Here is a 2693-nt window from a genome sequence, read left to right as displayed (position 1 = left end):
TTGCCTTCAAGCGCGGAGACGGGCTCACCTTCCTCGGCTGCTTCAATGGCCTCGGTCATGCTTTCGCCGAAGATCAGTTGCACGAAAACCAGCGCGGCGATCAGCCAATGCAGGCCGATCTGATAGATCGTGTAGCCTCGGACGCTGCCGATCCGGTCTCTTGTCATGGTCATGGCATGTTCCATTGCATCAGTTTGGAAAGTTGCATGAAGCGGGCGCCAAGGCATTGATCGACATCAGTCGTTGCGGCGATCGCACCAGGGTGCATTCAGTCGGGGTTTGGGCCACGATCAAGCCGCAACGCCAAAAACCCACCCGACGGCGGCCGTCGCGGCCATGGCAAGGGCGCCCCAGAATGTCACGCGAATGGCACCCTTGACGACGCCTGCACCACCGACCGATGCCCCAAGGCCGCCGAGCGCCATCAGGCCGATCAGGGTTGTCCCTGCAACAATCGCCGATATCTGCGCTGCAGGTGCCACCGAGGCCACGATCAGCGGGATGACGGCACCGGCCGCAAAGGTCATCGCCGAGACGACCGCCGCCTGGATCGGTCGTGCGGTCACCGTCTCCGAGATGCCAAGCTCGTCGCGCGCCTGGGCCCCGCGCGCGTTTTTCTGCGTCAGCTGGACCGCGACCTGCCTGGCCAGATCCTCGTCCAGCCCGCGCCCAACATAGATGCGGGTCAGTTCGTCCAACTCCGCCTCTGGCGTGTCTTTCAGTTCTCGGGTCTCGCGCGCCAGATCGGCCTGTTCGGCGTCGGTCTGCGAACTGACCGAGACATACTCGCCTGCCGCCATCGACATGGCACCCGCCACCAGCCCGGCCAGACCAGCGATCAGAATCTCGGGCCGCCCGGACCCTGCGCTGGCCACGCCCACAACCAGACTGGCGGTCGAGACAAGGCCATCATTCGCCCCGAGCACTGCGGCGCGCAACCAGCCGATGCGATGCACCATGTGGACTTCGGAGTGGGACAATCTGCTCATAGGAAGGGTCTTTCCGGGTCAATGGGTGGGTTGGGTCGCAAGAGGCGGCAAGGTTGCAGACGCGGCGTCGGCTTCCTCATTCCGCCCTGAAACGCGGGGCGCAATCCGGAGGGCCCTGAGCGCGTTCAGGATCACTGCGACATCAATCACCTCCTGCACAAGCGCGCCCTGCACGGGTGTGAGATATCCGAAAGCAGCGGCGATCATGCCGAGGATCGACAGCCCGATCTCCGCGTCAACCCTTTCCAGTGTATAGCGGTCGGCTGGCCGTGCCATCGGCGCTTTGGAGGCCTGCGCCGCCTCGATCAGCCGCACGATCCCGGTACAGGTGCTGTCGGCCGCAGCCCGAATGACACGCAGATCGAAAGCCTCGCCCGCGTTGGTCGAACCACTCATCACTTCCTGGCCGTGTTCCAGCCGGATCGGCATCACCTCGCCCGTCAAGCCTGATTGGTCCAGCATCGCGCGCGCTGATCATAGTACCGTCCTTGGGTGCCACGTCGCCTCTAACGCAACGCCGACGGGATTATGGCAACCGGCATTGATTGCCATGTTGCAAAAAACCTCCGATCATCTGGGAACAAAGCAAGTGACGCGATCAACGCGCTTTGAAATCAGATGAAGTCGACGATGCCATCTTCAAGATCATAGCGGGCACCCACAACCATGAGTTTACCCTCTTCGACCAAATTCTCGATGATCACGCCCGAACTCAGCAGCCGGGCAATGACCCGCTCGACATTGGCACGGACAGAATTCTCGACCAGATCGCCCGCAGAGCCTTTCACGGACAATACAGCAGGAATAATCGGCTCGACCATCGCGCCGATGGCACCTTCAAACGTCACGTTATTATCGACTACGTCGACCGCCGCTGCAACTGCACCGCAGCATTCATGGCCCAAGACCACGATCAAGGGAACGCCGAGGTGCGCAACGGCATATTCGATGCTGCCAAGAGCTGTCAGATCCACAGTGTTACCTGCAACCCGGATAATGAACAACTCGCCCAACCCGCGCCCGAACAGCAGTTCGGGTGACACTCGGGATTCCGAACAGCCCCCCAGAACTGTGAACGGCTTCTGGCCTGCCGCAATTTCAAGACGTCGTTCGCGCGTGTCCGCAGCGCGGTAGGGCGCGTCGGTGATGAACCCGGCGTTACCTGCTTTCAACAGGTCCAATGCCTGCTCAGGAGTTACGTTGTCCGGGACCGGCGGAGCGATCGCAGCCTGCGTTTCCTGTGCGCTGGCGCCGGTGGCCAACAGTGCCGCGGCAGGCAAGCTGGCGCAGCAGCCCAGACCGTGCAGAAGACCACGGCGGTTCAATCGAACGTCATTCCTTCGATTTCCTTTCATATTCTGATTGGATCATGGTTGATGGTTTGCGCCGAACACGCGACATTCGCCTTGATCTGAATCAGCCATTCTTCCATTGCCGCATTGGTCGACCCTCTCATGACTTCCTTCCCGCGCATCGGCCGCAGGCGCAACGACTCGCCGGTCAATGCCAACTGGTCCAGGATCGCGCGGTCGCTTTCCACCGTGCCGTCGACGGGTGCCACGTCGCCTTGGTGGATCAGCAGCAGATCGCCCCGTGCGATGGCATCCAGCGGCACCTCTTCGAGCGCGCCGCCTTGGTGACGTGCGGCCGTCCGGGGCACGCGGGACAACAGATCGCTCATCTCGCGCCGGGCACGGCCTTGGG

4 protein-coding genes are annotated in these 2693 nt (G+C 62.0%); all 4 read right to left on the bottom strand.

Annotation, left to right across the window (positions count from 1 at the left end; all coding sequences use genetic code 11):
* Positions 1-290: 290 nt before the first annotated feature.
* Positions 291-989: a VIT family protein gene (locus RMO18_RS17360; RefSeq protein ID WP_309667605.1), complete on the bottom strand. Its 699-nt coding sequence runs from the start codon at positions 987-989 to the stop codon at positions 291-293.
* A gap of 18 nt (positions 990-1007) precedes the next feature.
* Positions 1008-1418, bottom strand: coding sequence for a hypothetical protein (locus tag RMO18_RS17355; protein ID WP_405054104.1), 411 nt, complete (start codon positions 1416-1418; stop codon positions 1008-1010).
* 185 nt (positions 1419-1603) lie between these two features.
* Positions 1604-2251: a carbonic anhydrase gene (locus tag RMO18_RS17350; protein WP_309667603.1), complete on the bottom strand. Its 648-nt coding sequence runs from the start codon at positions 2249-2251 to the stop codon at positions 1604-1606.
* An 89-nt stretch (positions 2252-2340) separates the two neighbouring features.
* On the bottom strand, positions 2341-2670 hold the full coding sequence (locus RMO18_RS17345; protein ID WP_405054103.1) for a hypothetical protein: 330 nt from the start codon (positions 2668-2670) through the stop codon (positions 2341-2343).
* Positions 2671-2693 lie beyond the last annotated feature (23 nt).

It is taken from the genome of Tabrizicola sp. (genome assembly GCF_031377265.1).
GTDB lineage: Bacteria > Pseudomonadota > Alphaproteobacteria > Rhodobacterales > Rhodobacteraceae > JAUYQR01.
Note: the sequence above shows the minus strand (reverse complement) of the source record. Positions and strands in the feature narration are given on the sequence as shown.